The sequence below is a fragment of the Acidovorax kalamii genome (genome assembly GCF_002245625.1).
In the GTDB taxonomy this organism is placed as follows: Bacteria; Pseudomonadota; Gammaproteobacteria; order Burkholderiales; family Burkholderiaceae_C; genus Acidovorax; species Acidovorax kalamii.
In genome coordinates this window covers 294,653-319,057 of sequence record NZ_NOIG01000001.1, presented here as the reverse complement: position 1 = coordinate 319,057, position 24,405 = coordinate 294,653, and the positions used below count along the sequence as shown (strand labels likewise).

Sequence of the window (24,405 nt, the reverse complement as noted above, 5' to 3'; positions counted from 1 at the left end):
CACTCATCCGCACCGAACTGCCGCCCACGTGAAACGAATTTACGATACCTCAATGCCAGCCCACTCCTCACTAAAGTTCGCCCGCCTACAAGGCTTCACAGCCATTGAATTGCTGGTGACGATGACCATCATCGCAGTACTGGCTGCTTTGGCGGCCCCGAGCTTCACACCCATCATCGAACGGTGGAGAGTTCGCGACGCCACGGAAAGCATCACATCCGGGCTGTACTTCGCCCGTTCGGAAGCCATCAGATTGGGCGGAAACATTGTCATCGCCAAAAAATCAAGTGATAGCGGGTGCACATCATCAGGAAATACCGATTGGAGTTGTGGTTGGCACGTGTTCTATGACACCAACAACAATGGAACGCAAGACACATGTAATACGGCCAGCACTCCGAATGAATGCGACCTCAAAACAAGCTCCAGCCCTTCGCAAGTCAGTATCACACTGACCGGCAGCACGGGGCTTATCGCTATCAATCGATGGGGCATGCTGGCCAACACCGTGAACGCAACAGCCCCCTCCTCCATGGATTTTCTGATTACCCCGCAGGGCAAAGGCTCCACAGCAAGCAGTTCGGCACGGCTGTGCGCAGGAACAGGGGGAAGAATTGCTCAGAAGAAGGGAAGCGATACATGCTGACAGCGCCCTCACCGCTGTCACGGGGCTTTACTTCCTTAGAACTATTAATCGCTGTCACCATCTTGGGAACACTCATGGCGTTAGCAACTCCCAGATTTAGGACACTTGTGGATCGATGGCAAGTTCGCAGCACCACAGAAGCACTGGTTAATTCGATTTATTTCGCCAGATCTGAAGCCATCAAGAGAGGGGGAAAAATTGGCATTCAGAAATTACCCAATGTCACAGGTGGCTGCCAACTAGCCGGTACAAATCAAGAGTGGGGATGCGGATGGATTGTTTTTGTAGACAGTGACGGAAATGGAAAACGCAAAGCTAGTGAAGAGATTCTGCAGACCTTTGATACCTCCAACAAAATTGATGTTATTCATCAGTCCGGCGGACCCACAATTTCATTGGATCGAAATGGGAAAATGGACGGATTGAATGCCAAGGGCTTCGTTATTTCTCCGGCATCCACTGGCATTTCATCCCCTGCTACACGCGGCATCTGCATGGCAGCGGGTGGTCGAATCAGAATCATTGAGGACGTTCCATGCTCCAATTGAAAACTGCGAAGTCAACTCAAGTCCAAGGCGGTTTCAGCCTGATGGAAGCTTTAGTTGCCATCGTTGTCATGACCCTAGGCATTCTTGGCATTTTGGGAATGCAAATGCGCACACTCACAGACACCCAGGGAGGTGTGCGTCGCGCCCAAGCCATTCGCTTCATAGAAGACCTCGGTGAGCGCCTGGAAAACAGCCCTGATGCACTGAACAATCTAGATGCGTACAAAGTGGCACTTACCGACGCCCTGCCAACAGACACCAGTGACTGCTGCTCAAGTGCAGCCTGCACACCATCCGCCTTGGCGGCATGTGACATCAGACTATGGCGGCTACGCGTAGACCAGACTTTGCCCGGAGCAAAGATGGCCGTTTTTACCCCCCAGGGCGGACCACGCCAATTGGGAGTGCTGATTGGTTGGAACGAAAACCGCTATAACCAAAATGGTCAAAGTTTTAGTGCCAGCGACGTATCGACGCTGATCGCTCCTCTCTCTGTATCCGGTACAGACTCTAATGGTGCGGCTGTCAGTTGCCCCGCCAACTTCACCTGTCACCTCCAATACATCCAGCCCACCCAACGCTGTACCCCAGGGGACGTTGCGGGCACCCTGTACTGCCCCAATTAAGCGGCCAGCCCATGAAACTCCAACCCGTCACATTTGCGCTCAGGACACCAACCATGCCACGCCAACGCGGCGTGACATTGGTTGAACTCATGGTCGGCATCGCCATCGGTCTGCTCGTGGTTGCCGTTGCTGTAGGGGCTTTGATGGCATCGCGCGGCGTGTCCGGAACTGTTTCCGAGGCCACGTCTTTGCAACAACAGGCATCGTACGCGTTCAGGGTAATCGGACAACAAATTCGTCAAGCAGGCAGCCTTGAACTGAGCCTCAGCCCCAGTGTCGCGCCCGTAGCATCTGACGCCAATGCGGCCATGGCCCCTGTCGCTTTTGATCCGCCAGACCCAACCGGGGTTCGCCCTCCGTTTAGCCGAGCCTCCAGCACCTTGGTGGCAGACGCCGTACCTAGTTTCACCCTGGGGTATCAAAACTACATTGAGACTGTTACTCCGCCAGCGCCAGCTTCCATACCGGTTTCATCCTCGCTGCTGCGCGATTGCCTGGGACAGAATCCAGCATTAGCGGCTAGCGGTAGCTTGGGCACAACGCCCGTATTGAGCAGTAAGTTCCAGCGCAACACCAGCACGAACGAACTGACCTGCGTTGGTTCCGGAGGGACAAGCCAACCCATCATCGGCAACGTGACCGACATGCAAGTGCGGTATGTTCAACAGGCGCCCAACACAACCAATCTGCAGTACCTAGCAGCATCTGCCGTTATTGCCAATGCAGCCAGCGCGGCAGGCACTTGGACCAATGTCTATGCCGTGGAAGTATGTCTTGAACTCACCGGCACAGAACCCGCCCCCACAGCTGGGGCGACCTACACGAACTGCAGCGGAGTAGCCACGACCTACGGCGACCGCCTCAAGATGGTTTTTCGCAACATCTACCAGATCCGTAGCCAAGGACAGGTTTGATGGAGCCACTTCGTTCAGAAAAGCATCTCACCATGCATACCACAGCCACACTCAAACCATCCGCGAGGCGCTACCGCCAAAGTGGCATGGCGCTATACGTTGTCATCGTTTTCGTCCTTCTGTCCATGCTGTTGGCACTGTGGGCTGCGCGCAGCGCACTATTCAACGAAATCCTTGTGGGCAACGATGCCGACTACCGCCGTACCTTTGAGGCCGCGCAGGCCATGCTCCAGGATGCAGAGTTCGACATTCGCGGGGTTCAACCCAACGGTGGTGCATGTACTCGCACAGCGGGCAACAGTGACATTTGCCGCCCCCCCCCAGCCCCAGCCGTACCAGCAAGCGGAGCAACGCCAGCCGTGCCTGCAACTATCGGCGCAGACGTGTACTTTGATTTTGAAACCAAGGATCTTGGAAACATGCTTGCCACTGTGCGCGCCCTCAGCCCCAACAGCTCTGGCTGCTACAAAGGCATTTGCCCCAAACGGGGCGATCCGCAGGACTTTTGGAATGACAGCACCGCAATGGCAGCAATGATTGCAACCAACGTGGGAGCCCGATACGGACAATTCACAGGGGTTAGTGCCGCGGCAACAGCAAACCCTGTGCTGGCCGAAACAACCGCCGGAAGAGGGGCTTGGTACTGGGTGGAAATATTGCCTTACCTAGACCCCAATGTATCGCTTTTATCTGGAATGCCGCCTGGTGCCAATGTAGAGCGATTTGCACCAATGCGCACAAAACTCTTTGTCTATCGCATTACGGCGATAGCACGTGGAAACAAGCCGGGCAGTGAAGTTGTTCTGCAGTCTACCTTATCGCTGCAAGACCCGAACAATTCAAAATAACCCAAAACGGCTAATCAAACTCAATTACTGGAGCTTTGCCATGCGAATTACCCGTCTTCCGCAACGCAAGACCATTGCGATTCTCGTAGCCGCCATTTGGGGGCCTTTCACCGCATGGTCAGCGCAAATCCCCCTGGTCCAATACCCTGCTGGCACCGCATACAAAGCACCCATCCCTAATGTAGTTATATCAATTGACACATCAGGCAGTATGGCCACAGCGGACGATGGCACCACATCTCGTATAGACCATGTAAAGAATGGATTGCGATCCGTCCTTATCAACAGCACGAAATACGATGACCAATTTCGCATTGCCTGGCAATCCTTTGCCTGCAATGGGATTCCTTCAAACTCTGGTGGTTGCTCTAATAACAATACAATGGGGAAATTTTCCGGGACCAAGAAAACCAATTTTGATACATGGATTGGCCAACTCTCAGCTTCAGGTGCCACACCAACACAGGTCTTGGCTTGGAGTGCCGGAAAGTACTTGCAAACGACCGGCAATGATAGTCCGTGGAATGCAACCCCGGGGACGGCGGACAGCTCACCTATTGCATGCCGCCGCGCCTACCACATTTTGCTTACTGATGGCGGCTGGAATTACACCTTCTCAAGCGGCCTCCTAACCGGTACAGCCTTCAAGAATGACATGTTGCTGGGGACTATCAGCAACTCCACCAGCAGCACCCCACCAACACTTACGAGCCCGGCAAATGTCCCGGTGCGGAATTTTGATGGCAAAGACATTGCAGCTTTACCAACACCCGCCCCCGCTTCCTCTACACACCCTGCATCACCATATGGGGTCAAATCCTATTCGGTCACACCCACTTCAGATCCAACGGTAGACCAAACAAGAATTTACCGTGATGCTTACGGAGATAGAATCGTTACCACAACGACATCTACAGGATCCGGAGGAAGCAGGAGATACACACACACCTATTATGCGTATCCTTCCTTGGCCGATATCGGATTTTACTACTGGGCCACAGATTTACAACCCAGCATTAGCAATGAATTAATTCCAAAAATCAGAAAAACAGGAAATGAAACGTTCACCAGCGGCAGCAGCTCCGTTACCTTGAATGAATATTGGAACCCAAGAAACGACCCCGCCGAATGGCAGCACTTGGTTCAATACACCATTGGATATGGAAATACTGCAAGCACACTAAGAAAAATCGGAGGAGCTTCATCTTCAACTTATAATGGAGAAGCCTGCTCAAACTACACCGGTTCGAATCGAACAACTTGCCAAAATTCATCTACCTCTCCTCAATGGGCTGGTGGAATATTTGGCATGTACGACACAGGCTTTTCGAGTCTTGCCACAGGAAATACAAAGTGGGATGACGCAACATCTGAGAATGCAGATGGAGACTATGACGATTTCCGACCACAAGAAATGTGGCATATGGCAATCAACAGCCGAGGCAAATACTATCCCGTCACTGGGGATTTGACATCTGTTTTCGCAGATATCTTCGATGATATCGTTGTCGATACCACAGCACCTATTTCAGGGTTTACCTCAGCATCCGGCTCAGTGAGTCGCGTAGGGACCCAGTCATTTCAGACAAGCTATATCGCAGCCGATGACGGAAATTCAAACGACAACCGCTGGTACGGAAACGTAACCTCCAATTCGATTGACACCTCCGGAAACTTTACGCCTAACTCCGACTGGGGATTGGTGAGCGGCAGCACCACCAGGGGCCTTTCTACAGCAGACAAATTGGCAGCTGTGAATGTCAACGATCGTCTGATACTGTCGTATAAAGTTCAAACGACGCCACCATCCACCGGAATTTCTTTTAAATGGGCGAATTTGAGTACCTCGGCATCTGGGGCATCCCAGCAGATGTGGCTCAACAATGGAACAGTGGGCTCCGCCAGCACTATTGCTGGGGACAGCAGAGGCCAAGACCGACTCAACTTCATCCGTGGCGATCGAACCAAAGAGGCAAGCAACTACAGTGCCTCTAATACAACAGCCACATTTCGCAATCGAAAACATCGCCAGGGTGATATTGTCAATTCAGCCATCTGGTATGTGGGCGCCCCCGCCAGCGGCAACTCCTCAAGTTCGTACGGCACATTCGCCGCTGACAACCGTGGGCGTTTGCCCATGCTGTATGTCGGTGGCAATGACGGCATGCTGCATGGCTTCTCTGCCAAAGACGGCACAGAGAAAATTGCTTACGTACCGCATGGAGTGGTTCAAAACCTCTCCTCTTTGACAAACACCAGCTATGAGCACCGCTATTATGTTGATGGCTCGCCATTATCTGGAGATGTTGATATCGGTACCACCGCCACTCCAGATTGGCGTACTTACCTTGTAGGAACCCTGGGAGCAGGCGGCAGAGGGTTCTTCGTCTTGGATGTAACCAAGCCAGGGCCGTTGGACGCAACTTCTACGATACCTTCGCCCGCCACCAATTTTTCTGAGGCCAATGCAGCTAGCTTGGTGGTCATGGACAAGACCGCTGCGCCTATCAGCGATGCAGTTCCCCCAAGCAAGCCTGCCGATGCAAATGCACACGCAGATATTGGACATATTTTCGGAGCCCCTGTTGTTGCCGAAAGCAATCAGCAACTTGCACTTCAAATTGCTCGCACCAACAATGGTCGCTGGGCCTACATCACTGGCAATGGGTATAACAGCACCAATGAGCGCCCGGTCCTTCTGATTCAATACCTGGATGGAGACAAGTCGCTTAAGGCCATTCCTGCTGCAGATATTGGCTCGGCAGAAGCAACGGGCAACGGCCTCTCTACACCACAGCTCTTGGATGTGAATGGTGATGGTTCACCAGATTTTGTTTATGCCGGCGATTTGCGTGGAAACATGTGGAAATTTGATATTTCCAATGTGGATCCGGACCAATGGGGCGTGGCTTTCAGTGGCAGCCCATTGTTCACTGCAACGTATACATCAGGTGGTTCGACGAGTCGGCAGCCCATTACCTCTCCTCCGGTATTGCGACCCAATCGCACCGTGGGCGGATTGATGGTAGCGTTCGGCACCGGCCAAAATCTTACTGAAGGAGATCGTAGCGATACGTCAGTTCAGACCGTGTATTCCATATTGGACAATACCAGCTACCTGATCGAAGCTACAGGAGCCAACAAGGGGAAGGTAAAGATCAAGACATCATCCCCAACACCTGCTACTGTCAGTGGCCGCAGTGCTTTGCAGGCCGAAGCGGTAAACAATGGTGCGGACAACACAACCGCAGGAACCGGCCTGGGCACCGCAGGCACGGGTGCCAGTGCTGGTCGTTCATTCTGGACACTTTCCACCCAGGAGGTGACCTACGCCTGCAAGCCAACCGACGTGGGGTGCACAGTCAAAATGGGCTGGTACATGGATCTGCCGGTAGCGGGTGAACGGGTCACATCGAGTTTTGCCTTTTACAACGGTGGCAATAACTTGGAAATCATCAGCGAAAAACCAGCTTCCGGCAGCGCTACGGCAAGCGGCCAAGAAGTATGTGCCCCTCAACCAAGTGCCGCCAAAACGTACCGAACGATCATCAATATCGCCTCCGGGGCACCGGCTCCATTGCCGATCATGGATGTTAACGGGGACGGGCTTTATAACACTTCCGATATGAGTGGTAGTTTGAACTATGCGCGCATGTCCTCCTCCAGCAAAGAACTCCGCTTCACTACAGGAACGAAGCAGATCCGCAAAGGCAACGACGGTAAGACCGATGCTCTTAAAATCTATCCTCCGTTGCTTCTGCGCCCAGGATGGCGGCAATTGAAGTAACCATTGAAGTATTGATGAGAAATTTTATGCACTACAGCCCATTACCAAGCAATGCCCGAGGTTTCACGCTGATTGAATTGATGATCACTGTGGCGATTGTGGGCATCCTATCTGCCGTTGCATACCCCAGTTATCAAGAATATGTACGCAGAGGTCATCGCGCAGAGGCACGCGCGGGCCTGCTTCAGGCACAGCAATGGCTTGAGCGGGCAGCGACTGCCACCGGCAGTTACCCAACCGCTTCTCTTCCCTCTGCGCTGACGTGGTCCTCGGACGACAGTAAGCGTTACACCATCGCATTTGCGGCGAGCAATACAACAACCGCCTATACATTGACGGCGACGCCCAAAGCTGGCTCCCAAGCCAGCGATAAATGTGGAACTTACACACTGAGCAATACAGGCTTGCGTGGAGCGGCTAACAAAACATCAGGCCAAACAGGCTACAACCCAGACTGTTGGGGTAAATAGTCGGGAAAGAGCGCTAATATCGCGGCGCTATGCAAGATACTTTCCGCTATATCAAGCAAGCGCTTGGGCTCGCCGCCCAGGCGCTTTTTGTTTCTAACCCCAATCCGCGCGTTGGCTGCGTACTGGTGGCGCCGGATGGGCTGGAAATAGGTAGCGGTCACACCCAGCAGGCGGGAGGGGCCCATGCGGAAGTCATGGCGCTGCGATCTGCGCAAGAAGCGGGGCACAGCACCCAAGGCGCGACCGCCTACGTGACCTTGGAGCCCTGCGCGCACCAGGGGCGCACGGGGCCATGCTGCGATGCGCTGGTGGCTGCCGGGATTGGCAAGGTAGTGGCCTCCCTCACAGACCCCAACCCTTTGGTGGCGGGACAGGGATTTGCCCGGTTGCGTGCGGCGGGGGTGGCCGTGGAAGTCGGTCCCGGGGCCGCTGAATCCCGCGAACTCAATATCGGTTTTTTCAGTCGCATGGTGCGGGGCATCCCTTGGGTTCGCATGAAGGCTGCGACCTCGCTGGATGGCGCCACCGCTTTGCCCAACGGTACAAGCCAGTGGATCACCTCCCCCGCGGCGCGCGCCGACGGCCATGCTTGGCGCGCACGCGCCTGCGCAGTGCTCACCGGCATCGGCACCGTGCTGGACGACAACCCCCGCCTGAACGTGCGCGAGGTGCCCACGCCGCGCCAACCCCATGTGGTGGTGGTGGACAGCCAGTTGCAAACCCCTCCAGACGCCCGCCTGTTCATGGCTGGCCGCGCTTGTTACATCTACGCAGCCATCCAGAACGACGAGAAGAAGGCCGCTCTGGAGGCGAGCGGTGCCACCGTGATCTGTTTGCCCAACGCCCAGGGCAAAGTGGACTTGGCCGCAATGCTGCGCGACCTGGCTGCGCGGGGAGTGAACGAACTGCATGTGGAAGCCGGCCACAAGCTCAACGGTTCTTTGCTGCGCGAGGGGCTGGTCGATGAGTTGTTGATCTACATGGCTCCCATGCTGCTGGGCCCCGGGCTCGGACTAGCCCAGGTGGGGCCTTTTGAAGCCCTGGCCCAGGGGCTGAAGCTGGACTTCATGTCGGTGGAGCGGCTGGGGCCTGACCTGCGCATCGTGGCCCGGGTGCCAGGGCACGACACCTTCTGACGGGACCCGGCCCCTCCCCTGCTTTTTTTCGACATGCCGGTGCGCTGAAATCAGTAGTCGCACGGCCGATTCAGTGTCGGGACCGCCTGCCCCTCCCCCCCACACAGCCCCCTGCTGTCGCACCGGGTGGATGAGGGCGCAGTGGTAGCAACCGCTCGCGGCATGGCGACCGATGCCTGCCATCCCTCTGGCACAGGCGGCTTCCAGACGCCACACCTTCATGACTAACCCGGTAGACACCCTAAGCCGGGCCGAGCGAGGACCTTGCCAGAGAAACAATCTCCCGCCCCCCGATGCACGGCACCGGACTACACACAGCCACGCACCACCCCCCGCAACGCCCCATATCAGTGCAAACATTCGCACCAATATCTGGCACGACTTTTGCATCAATCTGGTGCAAATCTGTTGCAGACAGCCGCAATGCACCAGAGTCGATCAATCACTAGCGCGAGGATGTTATGGAAGCACTCAAACAGGGCACGGACGCTCTGTTCATTCTGCTCGGGGCGATCATGGTGTTGGCCATGCACGCCGGTTTTGCCTTTCTGGAGCTTGGCACGGTCCGCAAGAAGAACCAGGTGAATGCGCTGGTGAAGATCCTTGTGGACTTCTCGGTGTCCACGGTCGTCTATTTTGTGGTGGGGTACAGCGTGGCCTATGGCACGCATTTCTTCATGGGGGCAGAGTCGCTGGCACAACAAAGCGGCTATGCCTTGGTCAAGTTCTTCTTCCTGCTCACGTTTGCGGCCGCCATTCCGGCCATCGTGTCCGGGGGGATTGCCGAGCGGGCCAAGTTCTGGCCCCAACTCATGGCCACGGCGGTGATTGTGGGGTTTGTCTATCCCTTCTTTGAGGGCATTGCCTGGAACCAGCATTTCGGCGTGCAAGCCTGGATCAAGGCCGTCACGGGCGAAGAGTTTCATGACTTTGCGGGCTCGGTGGTGGTGCACGCCATGGGCGGCTGGATTGCCCTGCCTGCTGTGATCCTGCTGGGCTCGCGCGCAAACCGTTACCGCAAGGACGGCGCGATCTCGGCCCATCCGCCTTCCAACATCCCCTTTCTGGCGCTGGGCGCGTGGATCCTGGTGGTGGGCTGGTTCGGTTTCAACGTGATGAGTGCGCAGACCCTGGACAAGATCTCGGGCCTGGTGGCGGTCAACTCGCTCATGGCCATGGTGGGCGGCACGCTGGCGGCGCTGGTGCTGGGCAAGAACGACCCGGGCTTTGTGCACAACGGCCCGCTGGCCGGGCTGGTAGCTGTGTGCGCAGGCTCGGACCTGATGCATCCCCTGGGGGCGCTGGTGGTGGGCTCGGTGGCGGGCGCCATCTTTGTGCTGATGTTCACCCTCACCCAGAACAAGTGGAAGATCGACGACGTGCTGGGCGTGTGGCCCCTGCATGGCCTGTGTGGCACCTGGGGCGGGCTGGCGGCGGGCATTTTTGGCAGCAAGGCGCTCGGGGGCCTGGGCGGCGTCAGCCTGTCGGCGCAGCTGATTGGCACGGGCCTCGGGGTGATCTGGGCACTGCTGGGAGGTCTCATCGTCTATGGCCTGCTCAAACACACGGTGGGCCTGCGGCTTACGCAGGAAGAAGAGTTCGACGGGGCCGACCTCTCCATCCACAAGATCAGCGCCACACCCGACCGCGAAGTGAGCTGGTAAACCCACAGCACCGAGTCTGGCGGGGCATGGGCAGGCCCCGGGTTGGTGCATCTATTGGGCGACTTGGGGCCTCGTCCGACAGGCCCGGGCCGGGCACCGGGATACACCTTGGAGCAACGCCCTGGCGGCTCCAAGGTCACAATCGCCCATCGCGCCATGCCCCACCTGCCCTCCTTCTCCCCCCTGCTGACATCCCTGGCCCGCCGCAGTCTGTGGGCTCTTGCCCTGGTGGCCACCGTGGCCCTGATGGGCTGCGCGGGCTTGCCCAAGGATGTGGAGCGGCCCATCTCCACCGCCCTGCAAAACCCCGGCGACACCACACTGGGCCAATGGGTAGAGGCCCGCCGCACAGCGCAGAAGGCGCGCCACCCCTCGGGGTTTGTGTTGCTCAGCGGTCCCCAGGCGGCCTACAGCAGCCGCCTGGCGCTGGTCGATGCCGCCCAGAAAACACTGGACCTGCAGTACTACGCCATCCATGCCGATGCCAGCAGCGAGCGCCTGCTGCTCAGCGTGGCCGCCGCTGCCCGGCGCGGCGTGCGCGTACGGCTGCTGCTAGACGACTTTCACAGCACCGGGCGCGATGCGCTGGTGATGCGCCTGGCCTTTGTGCCCAATGTCGAGATGCGCATGTTCAACCCGCTCACCGGCGCGCGCGGCTCGCCCGTGGGCCGCATGTTCAGCCTGCTGGGCGACTTCTCCCGGGTGCAGCAGCGCATGCACAACAAGCTCTTCATCGCCGACAACGCCGTGGGCGTGACAGGGGGGCGCAACCTGGGGGACGCCTACTTCGGCAACTCGGACTCCGGCAATTTTGTGGACCTGGACGTGCTGGCCGCCGGGAGCATCGTGCAGGACATGTCGCGCAGCTTTGACAGCTACTGGAACAACGAGCGCGCCTACCCCGTGCAGTCGCTCATCACCCGCGAGGAACTGGACCGCCTGCGCGACAGCATCCGCACCGCCGAGGCCACACAGCAAGAACGTGTGGAAAGCGCTGCTGCCACAGGAGCCCCCAGCCCCCCCCTCACCACCGGGCGCAGCACCACCCCGGGCACGCGGCGTGCGCGGATCTGGAACCAGGAGCCCATGGACCTGCAGCAGGTGCCGCTTGTCTGGGCCCCTGCCGCCGTGCTGGTAGACCGGCCTGCCAAGATCCCGCCCGACGGCATATCCGCCGCTCCCTTGCCCGACCAGAACCCGCCCCGGCCCAGCCCCGCCACCATCGCAGCACTGGTCCGGCCCCGGGCCTCGGCCACCGCAGCGACGACGGCGACCGCCCCATCGGCAGATGCCGTCGCCGCCACCCCGCAAACGGCCCTGGCCGCAGCGCTGCCAACCGCGCCCGCCAATGCCCCCCCGGGCAATGGCAATGGCAACCCGCCTGCGCCGCCCGCACCAGACAGCGAGACCACCGAGGCCCAGACCGACACCGTGGTGGACGGCCTGCTGCAGCTCATGGGCCAGGCGCGGCGCGACCTGCTGATCATCTCGCCCTACTTTGTGCCCGGGCCTGACATGGAGCGTGCCTTTGCGGCCGCGCGGGCTCGGGGCGTGCGCGTGCGGGTGCTCACCAACTCGCTGGCCTCCAACGATGCGCCCATTGCCCACGCTGGCTACGCGCGCCACCGGCCCACGCTGCTGGCCATGGGGGTGGAGCTGTATGAGATGCGCAGCGAGCTCACGGGGGTTCTGCGCGGGGCCTTCGGTGGCACCGGCAGCATGGGCAGCCAGGGCGCCGCCGGGGCCGGTGGCAGCTCGCGCGCCATGCTGCACTCCAAGCTGATGATCGTGGACGGACGCCTGCTGGTCATCGGCTCGATGAACCTGGACATGCGCTCGCAGCGGCAGAACACCGAGGTGGCGCTGCTGATACGCAGCGGCGAGCTGTCGCGCCGGGCCACGGCACAGATCGACGCCGCCCTGCAAGACGCCGCCTGGCAGGTGCAGCAGACAGACCAGGGCCTGGTGTGGCGCGCTCCGAAGGACAGCGGCCTGGTCGACGCCACCACGGAGCCCGACGCCAGCCTGCCCCTGCGCCTGATGCTGCAGCTGCTGGGCCCCCTGGCGCCCGACCACCTGCTGTAGCCAGCACCTGCGGTCCGGGGCGGATCAGGCGCTGTTGCGGGCCTCGGCCTGCTGCGCTGCCACCCAGGCGGTGATGGCGCGCTGGTCCGTCATCGTGCGCACATGCTGGTAGGCCACTTCGGCCTCCACAAACCGCCTGCGCAGCAGATTGAGCCACTGCTTGAGGCGCCCCGCGCGCTGGCGGGGTTCCAGGTCGTCGCACACCAGTTGCCAGAAGGCCGCCAGGTGGGGGATCAAATCGGCCCAGACCACCGGGTCTGCATCCGGCAACCCGGCGTCGAATGCCCGAATGGCGCGGGCCAGCCCCGGGTCGGCCACCATGCCGCGCCCCAGCATGAGGGCGTCGCAGCCCGACACCGCGCGGCAGCGCAGGGCGTCGGCCACAGTCCAGATCTCGCCATTGGCCACCACCGGGATGGCAACGGCCGCGCGGATGGCGGGGATGTGCTCCCAGTACGCAGGTGGGCGGTAGCCATCGGCCTTGGTGCGGGCATGCACCACGAGTTCGGCCGCGCCACCGGCCTGCATGGCCTGGGCACATTCGCGCATCAGCCCCGTGTCGTTGAAGCCCAGGCGCATCTTGGCCGACACCGGCAGATGCGCAGGCACGGCGCGGCGCACAGCCCCCACCACCGCAGCGATACGCTCAGGCTCCTGCAGCAGCGCGGCCCCGCCGCCATGGCGGTTGACCACCTTGGCCGGGCAGCCAAAGTTCAGGTCGATACCCTCGGGGCCCAGCGCGGCCAGGCGTGCGGCGTTCTCGGCCATGCTGACCGGGTCGGAGCCCAGCAGCTGCGCACGCACGGGCACCCCCGCCAGCGTGCGGCTGCCGTTGCGCAGCTCGGGCAGGTAGCGCAGAAACACCTTGTCGGGCAGCAGCGTGCCGGTGATGCGGATGAACTCTGATACGCAGCGGTCCACACCCCCCACGCGCGTGAGCACATCGCGCAGCACAAAATCCAGAAGCCCCTCCATGGGGGCAAGCAGCAAGGTCATCGCAGTTGGGGGCTTTGCAAGGCTGGGCACACACGCCACAGCCTCAAAAATATGAATAAAAGCAGGCCTTTGCGCCTGATAGGTATGCCTTTTTAGCTATCAAAAAATGAGCAAACCCCGTTCCACGGCCAGGCGAGCCGGGGCCAAGCCTCCGGATTGTGCGGCAAAGGGTCATCACGGCGTCATGGCAGACGGCTGCAATGGCGGGCATTCGTGCCTGAACGGAGCCCCTCCATGCTGCTGCAAAAAACCGACAAAGCCCGCCAAGAGCTATCGCCCGGTGTGCGCACCCTGAGCCTGCGCGAACGTTCGCTGCTGCTGCTGGCTGACGGCAAACCGCTGTCCGACCTGCAGGCCATGTACAACGGCATCGGCGCGCAGATTGTGGACAACCTCATGCGCCAGGGCTACCTGACGGGCCCGGCCGAGCTGCCCACGCCCTCCACCGCCCTCCTCCCCCCACCAGCTGGGGCCGAAGCCACCAGCCAGGCCCCCTCCATCGAGCGGCCGGAGCCGGGTGAATCCCTGCGCTCGCTGGCCGGTGCGCGCATGTACCTGTTCGACACCTGCGAGCGGCTGTTTGCCCGCCGCGACCCGGTGCTGGCGCAGCATTTTCGCGAGGCTCTGCGCACCGCGCGGGACCGCGCCAGCATGCTGGACGTGGGCGACGCCATGTTCGAGGAAGTGGCCCTGGCCGCAGGGGCAGAACGCGCGGCCAGCCTGCGCGAGCGGCTGGAGCAGTTGCTGCCCCGGTCCCCCGAGGCCACGCCCGGCCTCTACGCGGCCACGCAGCCCGCACTGCTGGAGGGCTGAGGGCCGCCACCGCAGGCGGGCCTCAGCGGGTTCAAGCGGGCTCAGGTCGCCTCAGACGACTGCTGCCAGCCGCCAGAGCGAAGTCACCTCGGCCGCCCGCGCCGCGTGCAGGGCATCCCCCGCATCGGCCGCCTTGGCATGGACCGGCTTCACATCGTGCCGCCCCCGGACCACCAGACCTGCTTCGGCAATCCAACCCAGGAGCTGCTCGCGTGGGCGCAGGCCCAGGTGCTCGGCCAGGTCCGACAGGATCAGCCAGCCCTCGCCACCAGGCTCCAGGTGCTCGGCCAGCCCCGCCAGAAAACCCCGCAGCATGCGGCTGCCTTCGTCGTACACCGCATGTTCGATGGGCGAGCTGGCACGCGCCGGCACCCAGGGCGGGTTGCACACCACCAGCGGCGCACGGCCGGGCGGAAACAGATTGGCCTGCAGCAGCTCGACCTGGGGCAGCACGCCCAGGCGCTGCAGGTTGTCGTGTGCGCAGGCCAGGGCCCGGGGGTCCTGGTCGGTGGCAACCACCCGCTGCACCCCCCGGCGCACCAGCACCGCAGACAACACGCCCGTGCCCACGCCAATGTCAAACGCCAGCGCCTGGCTGGGCAACGGGGTGCTGGCCACCAGGTCCACATACTCGCCCCGCACGGGCGAGAACACGCCGTAGTGCGGATGGATCCGGTTGCGGGGCGCTGCGCCCAGTGCGGGCACCTCCACGCCTTTCTTGCGCCATTCGTAGGCACCCACCAGGCCCAGCAATTCGCGCAGCGTGGCCACGCAACGCTCACCGGTGGCAGGCCCCCAGGCCTGGGTGCAGGCCTCGCGCCAATCGGGGGCGCGGCGCAGTGCAATGCTGTAGTCGCCCTCCAGCGGAATCAGCACCGACGCCAGAACCCGCGCGCGCTGCGCCTGGGCCTGGCGGTGCAGGTGAAAAACCTCGGAGGGAGTGGCCACCGCCGCCTTCTGAGCGGCCTTGGCGGCAGCGCGGCGGTGTTTGCCGGTCTTGGAATCGGTGCGCCGCATGAGCGCCTGCAGCAGGTGCCGGGCGTTCTGGAAATCGCCCTGCCACAGCAGGCCCGTGCCTTCACAAGCCATGCGGTAGGCCGTGTCGGCGGGGAGCGTGTCGTCGGCGGTGACCACCCGGCGCGGCGCCGGGGCGCCAGCTTCGGAGCGCCACTGGGCTTGTTGTGTCTGGCCCTGGCGGCTCCATTCAATCATCGTGTGCCCTATGCGTTGATGGGCCGTTTCAGGCGCACTTCTTCGATCTTCACGCCGCCAATCACATTGGTCTTGGCGGTAGAGAGTTCTTGCTTGAAGCCCGCCATTTCGTGGAAACGGATGGCACGCTCGTTGCGCAATGGCACCCATGCGGTGACGTTGGTGCAGCCTTCTTCGTGCAGGCCGTCACGGGCGGCATCCCACAATGCCAGGCCAACGCCCTGGTTCCAGTGGCTGGGGGCGGCGTAGATGGCCCAGATTTCGCCGGTGGTGGGGCGGGACTTTTCATCGCGCGAGCGGTCGTAGCCCACAAAGCCGACGATCTTCTCGCCGTCCACCGCCACCTGCACCTGGGGCTCGCAATACTCAATGGCCTCGCGCCAGTAGGCCTGGCGCTTTTCGACCGACGACATGGATTTCAACTGCTCGTCTGGCACCAGCCCTTTGTAAGCCTCTTGGGCGGAAGCGGTGTGGATCTGGGCGATGGCTTTTGCATCGCGAAGCGTGGCGGGACGAACCTGGATACTGGACATGAAAAAACCGAACGAAAACAGAGAATGAAAATGCGAAAGGTCGGCATTGTCGCCGCAAACGGTTTTTTGCCTCCCAGAGGCCCCTGTTTTATCCTCGTCAAACGTTCGGCTTCGCTCCCCAAAATGCGGTCTTTGTGGCATGCACGGCCGGGCACCCGGCCACGCTTTGCGGCCTTGTTCAGGCCATGGCCATCGAGCCCGACAGCGCAGCCCCCACCCCCACCGAAGCCGCCGCGCGCTGAACCATGGCCCGCTTGTTGCGTGGGCGCGGCACATGCACCACCGGCGGTGCACCGTTGATGGCCGCCAGGCTGAGCACCAGGGTCACCGTGCGCGAGTCCCCGTCCCGATCGTCGGGGGCATAGGCGCGGTAGCTGCCGTTGCCTGCACCATGGCTGCGCTGCACGGCATGGAAAGCCACCCGGGCGCCCGTCACCCGGTGGCCACCAAAGGGCAGCACCCGCAGGCGTGCATCGCGGTCCAGCGCCAGCCCCAGGTTGCCTGGGCGGTTGATCAGGTCGGTGCGGATGGCGCGCCAGGTCTGTCCCTGGTCGGCAGAGAACTGCCAAGCCCCGGCCTGGGCATCCAGGTGCTCGATCACCACGCCCGCAGCGGCCAGCATGTCCGAGCAGTTCTCTTCGATGATCTGTGCCAGCGTATTGCCCCCCAGGCCATTGCCCGCAGGGGCGGCCGGTCGCCGCTCGGCCCCCCGGTGGGCACTTGCAGAAGGGGTGGAGCCGTGGATCAACGCAGTGGTGGTCATGGGGAAGCCCTTTGAAAACGAGGTGAGACGACGAAGGTTTGCGCATCGGCGGGCACCCAAAGTGCTTTTCAATGCTTGACGGAAAGTCTAGAAATTGACCTAGCCTGCGTCCATCGCACAAATGGACTAGCCCGCAACACCCGGTTGTGCGCAATACTTGTCCAATGAGTGCCCTCCAAAGTGCCCGTCCGAATGCCCGCCTCCTGCTGGTGGACGACCACGCCCTGTTCCGCACCGGGCTGCGCCTGATCGTGCAGGACCACCCCAGCGTGGGCGCGATTGCCGAGGCGGGGTCGATTGCCGACGCCTGCGCGCTGCAGCGGGCCGATATCGATCTGGTGCTGCTCGACATCCAGCTGCCCGGCATGAGCGGACTGGACGGCCTGCGCCTGGTGCGCCAGGCCTGCCCCCAGGCCCGCATCGTGCTGGTGTCCGCCAGCGTGGCGCCCGACGCAGTCCATGAGGCGCGGGCCCGGGGCGCCGATGGTTTTCTGCCCAAGTCGGCCAACGCCGAAGACATCCTGGAAGCCATCACCTGCGCGCTGTCGGGCCAGCCCTGCTTCCCCATCAACAGCGGCAACAGCGCCACCACACGCGGGCCCGATGCACCCTCGCTCACGGCGCGCCAGCTGGATGTGCTGTCGCTGCTGTGCACCGGCAAACCCAACAAGGTAATTGCCCGCGACCTGGGCCTGAGCGAAAACACGGTGCGCGTGCATGTGGCGGCCATCTTTGCGCAGCTGGGCGTGAACAGCCGCAGCGCCGCGCTGCTGGCCGCGCAGCGCCTGGGCCTGTCCACACCGCAGCTCCATGACCCCCTCTGAGACCACGCCCGAGCCTCCAGGCGCGCAGCCCCCCACCCGCTGGGGCTGGCCGGTGTGGGAGCGCGACGAGGTGCTGCGCGAGCAGGTGGCGCTGCTGCGGCAGAACTTTCCGATGACGCTGCTGGCGTCGCTGGCCACCGCACTGGGCACCCTGTGGGTGATGGCCCGGGTGGCCGACACGCAGGCCACCACCGTCTGGCTGTCCACCCATGCGCTGGTGATTGCGGGCGTCTACCTCACGCTGCGCAGCATCTCCCCCTTCACCGACCCCGCGCCCCAGGCCGCGCGCAAGCTGATTGCCTGCATGGCCGCCATGGGACTGAGCTGGGGCAGCCTGGGCTATGTGGTGCTGTACTGGGGCACATCCGACAGCGTGATCTACGCCATAGGCATCATCAGCACCGTCTCGTCCGGCGCACTGGGCCTGGGGGCGCCGCTGTACCGGGCCTACGTCACCTACCTCACCAGCGCCATCGGCGGGGTGATGGTGTCCGTGGCGCTGGCCGGGGGGCCTGTGATGTGGCCGGCGCTGTTCCTGACCAGCGTGTACTACATCCTCACCTGCCTGCAGGCCCGCACCGCTGACCGGGCCACGCGGCGCAGCATTGCCCTCAAGCTCGAGAACGAGCGCCTGGTGAACGAGCTGCGCGCCGAATCACAGCGCGCCCTGGCCGCGCAGGGGGCGGCCGAGCAGGCCGACCGCGACAAATCGCGCTTCCTGGCCGCTGCCAGCCACGACCTGCGCCAGCCCCTGCACGCCATGGGACTGTTTCTTGAATCGCTGCAGCGCAGCCCCCTCAACGACCACCAGCGCACGGTGCTCCAGCACGCGCACGCGGCCTCGGGTGCGGCGGCCGAAATGCTCACCACCCTGCTGGACTACTCGCGGCTGGAGGCCGGTGTGGTGAAGGTGCGGCCAGAGGCCTTTGCGGTGCAGCCGCTGCTGACGGCGCTGGAGCAGGAATTCGGCGTGCAGGCCGACACGGCCGGGCTGGTGTACCGCACCCGCGAAACCTCGGCCGCAGCCTTTGCCGACCGCTCGCTGGTGGGGCTGGTGATGCACAACTTCATCTCCAATGCCCTGCGCTACACCGCACGGGGCGGTGTGCTCATCGCCTGCCGCACACGTGGCAAGCGGCTGGCGCTGGAGGTGTGGGACACCGGGGCAGGCATTCCCGTGCATCAGTGGGAGGACATCTTCAAGGAGTTCCACCAGCTCGGCAACCCCGAGCGCGACCGGCGCAAGGGCCTGGGCCTGGGCCTGGCCATCGTGCAGCGGCTGGCGCGTGAGATGAAGACTTCGGTGGAGCTGCGCTCACACCCCGGCCGGGGCTCCGTCTTCCGGCTGTGGCTGGACCGCTGGCAGGGCGCGCTGGAGGACGACGCCAGCCCCACCCCCTCGGCCCGCAGCCTGGCCGGGCTGAAGGTGCTGGCCATCGACGACGACGAGGCCGTGCGCCTGGGCATGCAGTCGCTGCTGCAAAGCTGGGGCTGCCAATGCCTCACGGCCGAGTCCAGTGCCGACGCGCTGGAGGCCCTGGAGGATGTGACCCCCGACATCATCATCACGGACTTCCGCCTGCGCCACGAAGAGACAGGCAAGCAGGTGCTGCAGGCGCTGCGCACCTACCTGGGCACGCCCGTGCCCGCCATCATCATGACGGGCGACACATCGCCCCAGCGCCTGCGCGATGCGCAGTCCACATCGGCCCTGCTGCTGCACAAGCCGGTGTCCACCGGCCAGCTGCGCGATGCCATCGTGCAGCTCATCACCCGCCCCCCGGCCCCGCCGGATGGCGGGCCCGCAGCGGCGCCAGCACAAAAGGGGCCCGAGAGCGAGCCGGCCTCGACTACAGCCAGCGGCGCAACAAGCCCATGATCTGGTCGAACCGGGCGCCATAGGGCGGATAGAAAAGCGAGCCCATCGCCCAGCGCGACTGCACCAGCACCGACTTCTGGTGGCAAAAACGCAGAAAGCCCTGCTCGCCGTGGTAGGCGCCCCAGCCGCTGTCCCCCACGCCACCAAAGGGCAGGTTGTCGTGCGCGATGTGCATCAGCGTGTCGTTCACCGTCACGCCGCCGCTCACGGTGCGGCGCAGCACGTCATCGCGCACGGTTTCGCTCTGCCCGAACCAGTACAGCGCCAGCGGGCGGGGCCCGGCGTTGATGTGGGCTATGGCATCGTCGAGCCGCTCGTAAGAGATCACCGGCAGGATGGGGCCAAAAATCTCCTCCTGCATGAGCTGCATCTGCGACGTAGCGCCGAACACCAGGGTGGGCAGCATCTGGCGGCTGGCACCATCGCCCAGCGTGCCCACGGTGTGCACCACGGGCTTGCCTGCAGCCGGGTCGATGGTCTGCACCTCGGCCCCCTGCGTCTGGGCCTGCTGCAGCATGGTGCGCAGGCGCGCATGGTGGCGCGGCGTGATGATGGAGGCGTAGTCGGCATTCCCCTCGATGGTGGGGAACAGGCGCGCCACCGCTGCGCGGTAGGCCTGCGCAAACTCGCCCTCGCGCCCTCGGGGCAGCAGCACGTAATCGGGCGCAATGCAGGTCTGCCCGGCGTTGAGCAGCTTGCCGTGCGCAATCTTGAGCGCCGCGTCCTGCATGTCGCAGTGGCCGTCGATGATGCAGGGCGACTTGCCGCCCAGCTCCAGCGTGGTGGGCGTGAGGTTCTGCGCCGCCGCCTGCGCCACCTTGCGCCCTACCGCCGTGGAGCCGGTGAACACCAGATGGTCGAACGGCAACGAGGCAAACAGCGCCGACAGGTTGGCATCGCCCTGCACCACGCAGAACTCGTCGGGGGCAAAAAACTGGGCCACCAGGGCCGCCAGCTGGGCCGAGGTGTGGGGCGTGAGTTCGCTGGGCTTGAGCATCACGCGGTTGCCTGCGGCCAGCGCGGTGATGGCGGGCGCCAGGGCCAGCTGCACCGGGTAGTTCCATGGCGAAATCACGCCCACCACCCCCAGCGGCTGGCGCTGGATGTGTGCGCTGGCGGGCTGCAGGTATAGCGGGGTGCGCACCTTGCGGGGCTTCATCCAGTGGGCGAGGTGGCTCAGGGTGTGCGACAGCAGCGTGCGCAGCACAAAAAAATCCGCTACCTCGGTCAGGCGCGGCGAACGCATGCCAAAGTCGGCCTGCACCGCCGCCGCCAGCACGGGGCCATGCTCGTCGAGCATTTTGGCGATGCGCAACAGCCGCTCCCGGCGCACGAGCAGTGGCACATCCACATGCGCGCGGCTCGCCTGGCGTTGGAGATCGAAATGGGCGTGGATATCGGCTGGTGTCATGCTTGGATCATAGAAGACACCCCCGTGGGCGCATCACGCACCAGGCGGGTGTGCCGCCGTCAAAAAACTGCTGGCAGGCGCCCACACACAGAGGTGGGCGCGGCCCGTGGGGCCATGCCTCGTCAACGGACTTCGCGCGCTTCCACGTCGGTCACCTGGGCCGCACCCGGCAGGATGCCGCCCCGGCGCGACGCAGCCGCTTCTTCACCGGCATCGGCCGGTGCGGCGGCGCCACGGCGGCTTGAAGACCACCGCTCGGTAGAGCGGAACACGGTGCTGAAACCCGTGCGCGGATCCATGCGCATAACCCAGGGTGTCACCGGCCGCCCCGTGAGGCGCGCCCAGCCTGCGCGCAGCACCCACACCAGGGCCAGCACCAGGGCAGCCACCAGCAGGCTGGCAAACAGCACCAGCCCCATGGCAATGACCACTACACGCAGCAACAGGCGCACAGCGCCCGCAACAAAATCATTCAAACGACACCTCTCCTTCACAATTTGGGAAAGGGGCGGCAGCGCGGATGCGCGCCACCACCCCTTCCCACACCCGCATCACCCCTGCGGGGCCACGCCGAACTGGAACACGCCCGGCTCCAGCACCGGGTTTACGGTGACGGGGATCACGCTCTTGGGCGGGAAGCGCCCCTCCAGCAGCAGCTTGGACAGCGGATTCTCGATGCGCTGCTGGATCGCCCGCTTGAGCGGCCGCGCACCAAACACGGGGTCAAACCCCACCTTGGCCAATTCTGCCAAGGCCGCATCCGACACCTGCAACTCCAAATCCATCTTGGCCAACCGGGATTGCAGCAACTGCAGCTGGATCTTGGCGATGGACGCAATGTGCTGCGCATCCAGCGCATGGAACACCACGGTCTCGTCAATGCGGTTCAGGAACTCCGGACGGAAGTGGTTCTTGAGTTCGCCCCACACCGCATCCTTGATGTCCTGCGAGTCCTGTCCCACCATGGCCTGGATCAGGTGCGAGCCGATGTTGCTCGTCATCACGATCACCGTGTTCTTGAAGTCCACGGTGCGGCCTTGGCCGTCGGTCAGGCGACCGTCGTCCAGCACCTGCAGCAGCACGTTGAACACGTCGGGGTGGGCTTTCTCCACCTCGTCAAGCAGCAGCACGCTGTAGGGCTTGCGGCGCACGGCCTCGGTCAGGTAGCCGCCCTCCTCATAGCCCACATAGCCGGGGGGCGCGCCGATCAGGCGGGCCACGGAGTGCTTCTCCATGAACTCGCTCATGTCGATGCGCACCAGGTGCTCCTCGCTGTCGAACAGGAAGCCCGCCAGCGCCTTGCACAGCTCGGTCTTGCCCACGCCCGTGGGGCCCAGGAACAGGAAGGAGCCCGTGGGACGATTCGGGTCGGACAGGCCCGAGCGCGAACGGCGGATGGCATTGGCCACAGCGGCTATTGCCTCTTGCTGGCCCACCACGCGCTCGTGCAGCTTGGCTTCCATCTGCAAGAGCTTGTCCTTCTCGCCCTGCATCATCTTGGCCACCGGGATGCCCGTGGCACGGCTCACCACCTCGGCGATTTCTTCGGCACCGACTTGGGTGCGCAGCAGGCGGCGCGCGGCAGGCGCGCCGTCCTTGCCCGCCTCTTGCGCCTGGGCTTCCTTGAGCTGCTTTTCCAGCTCCGGCAGCTTGCCGTATTGCAGCTCGGCCACCTTGTTGAAGTCGCCCTTGCGGGTGAATTCTTCGATCTGGAACTTGAGCTTGTCGATGGCCTCGCGCACATGCGCGCTGCCTTGCGCCTGGGCTTTTTCGGACTGCCAGATCTCGTCGTAGTCGGCGATTTCCTTTTGCAGCTTGCCGATCTCTTCCTCGATCAATGCAAAGCGTTTTTGCGACGACTCGTCCTTCTCGCGGCGCACGGCTTCGCGCTCGATCTGCAGCTGGATCAGGCGGCGGTCGAGCTTGTCCATGACCTCGGGCTTGGAGTCCATCTCGATCTTGATCTTGGACGCGGCCTCATCGATCAGGTCGATCGCCTTGTCGGGCAAAAACCGGTCGGTGATGTAGCGGTTGGACAGCTCGGCCGCGGCCACGATGGCCGGGTCGGTGATGTCCACGCCATGGTGCACCTCGTACTTTTCCTGCAGGCCACGCAGGATGGCGATGGTGGCCTCCACCGTGGGCTCGCCCACCAGGATCTTCTGGAAGCGGCGCTCCAGCGCGGCGTCCTTCTCGATGTACTTGCGGTATTCGTCGAGCGTGGTCGCGCCCACGCAGTGCAACTCGCCGCGCGCGAGGGCCGGCTTGAGCATGTTGCCCGCATCCATCGCGCCTTCGCCCTTGCCTGCGCCCACCATGGTGTGCAGCTCGTCGATGAAGACGATGGTCTGGCCCTCGTCCTTGGCCAGCTCGTTAAGCACAGCTTTGAGGCGTTCCTCGAACTCGCCGCGGAACTTGGCGCCCGCCAGCAGCGCCGCCATGTCGAGCGACAGCACACGCTTGCCCTTGAGCGACTCGGGCACCTCGCCCGCCACGATGCGCTGGGCCAGGCCTTCCACAATGGCGGTCTTGCCCACGCCGGGCTCGCCAATGAGCACAGGGTTGTTCTTGGTGCGGCGCTGCAGCACCTGGATCGCGCGGCGGATCTCGTCGTCGCGCCCGATCACCGGATCGAGCTTGCCGATGCGCGCGCGCTCGGTCAGGTCCAGGCAGTACTTGGCGAGTGCACCGCGCTGGCCCTCGGCCTCGGCGCTGTCCACCTTCTGGCCGCCGCGCACGGCGTCGATGGCTGCCTCCAGGCTCTTGCGCGTGAGGCCGTGGTCCTTGGCAATCTTGGCGGCGTCGCCCTTGCTGTCGATCACGGCCAGCAAAAACAGCTCGCTCGCGATGAACGGGTCACCGCGTTTGATGGCCTCCTTCTCGGTGGCCTGCAGCACGCGGCCCAGCTCGGGCCCGCCCTGCACCTGGTCGTTGCCCTGCACCTGGGGCAGGCGCTTGACGGCCGCCTCGGCCGCTGTCAGCAGGCCGGGCACGTTGGCGCCTGCACGCTGCAGCAGCGCCTTGGGGCCATCGTCCTGTTGCAGCATGGCCAGCAGCACATGCACGGGTTCGATGTAGGCGTTGTCATGGCCCAGCGCAATGCTCTGGGCATCGCTCAGGGCTTCCTGGAACTTGGTGGTGAATTTGTCGAGACGCATGGGGAATGTCCTCCGAATTGCAGAACACTTGAGGCACCGTGTGCCTGATTTCAAGACAGTCCCCCACCCCGCCTCATGGCCTGCCGTTGACC

Annotated in this window: 20 protein-coding genes; 13 read left to right on the top strand and 7 right to left on the bottom strand. The window is 62.8% G+C overall.

Going from position 1 to position 24,405, the window contains the following annotated elements; all coding sequences use genetic code 11:
• Window positions 1-28 precede the first annotated feature (28 nt).
• From CBY09_RS01425 to CBY09_RS01380, 10 genes are all read left to right on the top strand, one after another.
• Window positions 29-646, top strand: a complete 618-nt coding sequence (locus tag CBY09_RS01425) for a GspH/FimT family pseudopilin (RefSeq protein WP_240515535.1) — start codon at window positions 29-31, stop codon at window positions 644-646.
• Entirely contained in the window at window positions 640-1,194 is a 555-nt protein-coding gene (locus tag CBY09_RS01420) for a GspH/FimT family pseudopilin (RefSeq protein WP_108723905.1), read from the top strand. Before CBY09_RS01425 ends, CBY09_RS01420 begins: the two co-directional genes overlap by 7 nt.
• The gene (gene pilV / locus CBY09_RS01415) at window positions 1,182-1,820 is read left to right on the top strand and encodes a type IV pilus modification protein PilV (RefSeq protein WP_094285651.1); all 639 of its coding nucleotides are present in this window, start codon (window positions 1,182-1,184) and stop codon (window positions 1,818-1,820) included. Before CBY09_RS01420 ends, pilV begins: the two co-directional genes overlap by 13 nt.
• A gap of 11 nt (window positions 1,821-1,831) precedes the next feature.
• On the top strand, window positions 1,832-2,734 hold the full coding sequence (locus tag CBY09_RS01410; RefSeq protein WP_240515534.1) for a PilW family protein: 903 nt from the start codon (window positions 1,832-1,834) through the stop codon (window positions 2,732-2,734).
• Window positions 2,734-3,582, top strand: a complete 849-nt coding sequence (locus CBY09_RS01405) for a pilus assembly PilX family protein (RefSeq protein WP_240515533.1) — start codon at window positions 2,734-2,736, stop codon at window positions 3,580-3,582. The genes CBY09_RS01410 and CBY09_RS01405 overlap by 1 nt, the downstream gene beginning before the upstream one ends.
• 40 nt (window positions 3,583-3,622) lie before the next feature.
• Window positions 3,623-7,369: a pilus assembly protein gene (locus CBY09_RS01400; RefSeq protein ID WP_094285904.1), complete on the top strand. Its 3,747-nt coding sequence runs from the start codon at window positions 3,623-3,625 to the stop codon at window positions 7,367-7,369.
• Between the two features lie 26 nt (window positions 7,370-7,395).
• Complete coding sequence (locus tag CBY09_RS01395; RefSeq protein WP_094285902.1) at window positions 7,396-7,839, top strand: type IV pilin protein; 444 nt, start codon at window positions 7,396-7,398, stop codon at window positions 7,837-7,839.
• A gap of 29 nt (window positions 7,840-7,868) precedes the next feature.
• Window positions 7,869-8,975, top strand: a complete 1,107-nt coding sequence (ribD, locus tag CBY09_RS01390; RefSeq protein WP_094285645.1) for a bifunctional diaminohydroxyphosphoribosylaminopyrimidine deaminase/5-amino-6-(5-phosphoribosylamino)uracil reductase RibD — start codon at window positions 7,869-7,871, stop codon at window positions 8,973-8,975.
• Between the two features lie 461 nt (window positions 8,976-9,436).
• On the top strand, window positions 9,437-10,639 hold the full coding sequence (locus CBY09_RS01385; protein ID WP_094285643.1) for an ammonium transporter: 1,203 nt from the start codon (window positions 9,437-9,439) through the stop codon (window positions 10,637-10,639).
• 156 nt (window positions 10,640-10,795) lie between these two features.
• Window positions 10,796-12,724, top strand: a complete 1,929-nt coding sequence (locus CBY09_RS01380; protein WP_094285641.1) for a phospholipase D family protein — start codon at window positions 10,796-10,798, stop codon at window positions 12,722-12,724.
• A 24-nt stretch (window positions 12,725-12,748) separates the two neighbouring features.
• On the opposite strand, the gene CBY09_RS01375 is transcribed toward CBY09_RS01380, so the two are convergent.
• Window positions 12,749-13,720: a tRNA dihydrouridine synthase gene (locus CBY09_RS01375; RefSeq protein WP_094285639.1), complete on the bottom strand. Its 972-nt coding sequence runs from the start codon at window positions 13,718-13,720 to the stop codon at window positions 12,749-12,751.
• A 234-nt stretch (window positions 13,721-13,954) separates the two neighbouring features.
• Here CBY09_RS01375 and CBY09_RS01370 point away from each other — a divergent pair, with 234 nt between their 5' ends.
• A complete protein-coding gene (locus CBY09_RS01370) occupies window positions 13,955-14,533 on the top strand; it encodes a hypothetical protein (protein ID WP_094285637.1) in 579 nt (192 codons plus the stop codon).
• Window positions 14,534-14,584: 51 nt separating this feature from the next.
• On the opposite strand, the gene CBY09_RS01365 is transcribed toward CBY09_RS01370, so the two are convergent.
• The 3 genes from CBY09_RS01365 to CBY09_RS01355 form a co-directional block, all read right to left on the bottom strand.
• Window positions 14,585-15,745: a methyltransferase gene (locus CBY09_RS01365; RefSeq protein WP_094285634.1), complete on the bottom strand. Its 1,161-nt coding sequence runs from the start codon at window positions 15,743-15,745 to the stop codon at window positions 14,585-14,587.
• Window positions 15,746-15,753: 8 nt separating this feature from the next.
• A complete protein-coding gene (locus CBY09_RS01360; protein WP_094285632.1) occupies window positions 15,754-16,278 on the bottom strand; it encodes a GNAT family N-acetyltransferase in 525 nt (174 codons plus the stop codon).
• Window positions 16,279-16,456: 178 nt separating this feature from the next.
• The gene (locus CBY09_RS01355) at window positions 16,457-17,041 is read right to left on the bottom strand and encodes a hypothetical protein (protein ID WP_094285630.1); all 585 of its coding nucleotides are present in this window, start codon (window positions 17,039-17,041) and stop codon (window positions 16,457-16,459) included.
• 164 nt (window positions 17,042-17,205) lie between these two features.
• Between CBY09_RS01355 and CBY09_RS01350 the strand changes: the two genes are divergently transcribed.
• A complete protein-coding gene (locus CBY09_RS01350) occupies window positions 17,206-17,865 on the top strand; it encodes a response regulator (protein WP_094285628.1) in 660 nt (219 codons plus the stop codon).
• Window positions 17,852-19,744 carry an ATP-binding protein gene (locus CBY09_RS01345; protein ID WP_094285626.1) on the top strand — a complete coding sequence of 631 codons (1,893 nt, stop codon included), beginning with the start codon at window positions 17,852-17,854 and terminating at the stop codon, window positions 19,742-19,744. The genes CBY09_RS01350 and CBY09_RS01345 overlap by 14 nt, the downstream gene beginning before the upstream one ends.
• Here the strand turns inward: CBY09_RS01345 and CBY09_RS01340 are convergent.
• The 3 genes from CBY09_RS01340 to clpB form a co-directional block, all read right to left on the bottom strand.
• On the bottom strand, window positions 19,716-21,155 hold the full coding sequence (locus CBY09_RS01340) for a coniferyl aldehyde dehydrogenase (protein ID WP_094285624.1): 1,440 nt from the start codon (window positions 21,153-21,155) through the stop codon (window positions 19,716-19,718). The genes CBY09_RS01345 and CBY09_RS01340 overlap by 29 nt on opposite strands.
• 122 nt (window positions 21,156-21,277) lie before the next feature.
• Window positions 21,278-21,631, bottom strand: coding sequence for a hypothetical protein (locus CBY09_RS01335; RefSeq protein WP_094285622.1), 354 nt, complete (start codon window positions 21,629-21,631; stop codon window positions 21,278-21,280).
• A gap of 75 nt (window positions 21,632-21,706) precedes the next feature.
• Window positions 21,707-24,313, bottom strand: a complete 2,607-nt coding sequence (gene clpB, locus CBY09_RS01330; protein WP_094285620.1) for an ATP-dependent chaperone ClpB — start codon at window positions 24,311-24,313, stop codon at window positions 21,707-21,709.
• Window positions 24,314-24,405 lie beyond the last annotated feature (92 nt).

What these genes read in the sequence shown, in the direction of transcription:
- CBY09_RS01345 (WP_094285626.1), top strand. Translation starts at nt 17,852, where the DNA reads ATGACCCCCTCTGAGACCACGCCCGAGCCTCCAGGCGCGCAGCCCCCC.
- CBY09_RS01400 (WP_094285904.1), top strand. Translation starts at nt 3,623, where the DNA reads ATGCGAATTACCCGTCTTCCGCAACGCAAGACCATTGCGATTCTCGTA.
- CBY09_RS01385 (WP_094285643.1), top strand. Translation starts at nt 9,437, where the DNA reads ATGGAAGCACTCAAACAGGGCACGGACGCTCTGTTCATTCTGCTCGGG.
- CBY09_RS01350 (WP_094285628.1), top strand. Translation starts at nt 17,206, where the DNA reads ATGAGTGCCCTCCAAAGTGCCCGTCCGAATGCCCGCCTCCTGCTGGTG.
- CBY09_RS01370 (WP_094285637.1), top strand. Translation starts at nt 13,955, where the DNA reads ATGCTGCTGCAAAAAACCGACAAAGCCCGCCAAGAGCTATCGCCCGGT.
- CBY09_RS01395 (WP_094285902.1), top strand. Translation starts at nt 7,396, where the DNA reads ATGCACTACAGCCCATTACCAAGCAATGCCCGAGGTTTCACGCTGATT.
- CBY09_RS01375 (WP_094285639.1), bottom strand. Translation starts at nt 13,720, where the DNA reads ATGACCTTGCTGCTTGCCCCCATGGAGGGGCTTCTGGATTTTGTGCTG.
- CBY09_RS01405 (WP_240515533.1), top strand. Translation starts at nt 2,734, where the DNA reads ATGGAGCCACTTCGTTCAGAAAAGCATCTCACCATGCATACCACAGCC.
- ribD (WP_094285645.1), top strand. Translation starts at nt 7,869, where the DNA reads ATGCAAGATACTTTCCGCTATATCAAGCAAGCGCTTGGGCTCGCCGCC.
- CBY09_RS01340 (WP_094285624.1), bottom strand. Translation starts at nt 21,155, where the DNA reads ATGACACCAGCCGATATCCACGCCCATTTCGATCTCCAACGCCAGGCG.
- CBY09_RS01420 (WP_108723905.1), top strand. Translation starts at nt 640, where the DNA reads ATGCTGACAGCGCCCTCACCGCTGTCACGGGGCTTTACTTCCTTAGAA.
- pilV (WP_094285651.1), top strand. Translation starts at nt 1,182, where the DNA reads ATGCTCCAATTGAAAACTGCGAAGTCAACTCAAGTCCAAGGCGGTTTC.
- CBY09_RS01380 (WP_094285641.1), top strand. Translation starts at nt 10,796, where the DNA reads ATGCCCCACCTGCCCTCCTTCTCCCCCCTGCTGACATCCCTGGCCCGC.
- CBY09_RS01360 (WP_094285632.1), bottom strand. Translation starts at nt 16,278, where the DNA reads ATGTCCAGTATCCAGGTTCGTCCCGCCACGCTTCGCGATGCAAAAGCC.
- CBY09_RS01355 (WP_094285630.1), bottom strand. Translation starts at nt 17,041, where the DNA reads ATGACCACCACTGCGTTGATCCACGGCTCCACCCCTTCTGCAAGTGCC.
- CBY09_RS01365 (WP_094285634.1), bottom strand. Translation starts at nt 15,745, where the DNA reads ATGATTGAATGGAGCCGCCAGGGCCAGACACAACAAGCCCAGTGGCGC.
- CBY09_RS01410 (WP_240515534.1), top strand. Translation starts at nt 1,832, where the DNA reads ATGAAACTCCAACCCGTCACATTTGCGCTCAGGACACCAACCATGCCA.
- clpB (WP_094285620.1), bottom strand. Translation starts at nt 24,313, where the DNA reads ATGCGTCTCGACAAATTCACCACCAAGTTCCAGGAAGCCCTGAGCGAT.